The organism is Vibrio sp. 1562 (genome assembly GCF_033340155.1).
Taxonomy (GTDB): domain Bacteria; phylum Pseudomonadota; class Gammaproteobacteria; order Enterobacterales; family Vibrionaceae; genus Vibrio; species Vibrio alginolyticus.
Genome location: NZ_JAWOVY010000427.1, coordinates 1 through 654 on the forward strand (window position 1 = coordinate 1; position 654 = coordinate 654).

General features: G+C 43.4%; 1 protein-coding gene. It reads left to right on the forward strand.

Going from position 1 to position 654, the window contains the following annotated elements:
- The coding region (locus R7Z49_RS25590) for a PAS domain-containing protein (protein WP_318112472.1) at positions 1–654 on the forward strand (654 nt) is incomplete at both ends.

A 654-nucleotide genomic window follows, 5' to 3' on the forward strand; every position in this document is an offset into this window, starting at 1 on the left:
GTTGTTCGCCATCCAGATATGCCTAAACAGGCGTTTAAAGACCTCTGGTCTCATCTCAAAGCTGGGAAACATTGGATGGGAATGGTGAAAAACAGACGAAAAAATGGAGGATATTACTGGGTGGATGCGTTTGCATCGCCAATCAAATACAACGGTGAAATTGTTGAATACCAATCTGTCCGTTTTAAACCAGAACGTATTTATGTCAAACGAGCAGAGAAAGCTTACGCGAAACTGCGAAATGATAAAAAACCGCTTCAACTTTACCTACCTCGAACACGTCTTTGGATGAGAGCTGCCTTTTTCCTTTTTATTTCGAACTTTTTGGGCTTGTTACTTCTAGAGATGAATCAATCACCAATGGTGGCTTTCAGCGCTGCAGCGTTACTTTCGGCATTATCCATCTACATGTTGACCAGACCAATTGAGAAGCTGGCTAAACAAGCAAGACAGGATTTCAATAACCCGCTGATGGAATACATATACTGCGGGAAAGTGAATGATCTTGCAGAAATCGAACTGGCTATGAAAATGAGGAAGCAGTTCGCGAACGCCTTGTTAGGCAGAGTAGGAGTTTCGGTAAAAGATTCCTGTGAAGAGACGAAAACGAATGCCGATAGCGCGGCGGATAACAGTGAGCGCGTTACTGAGAAC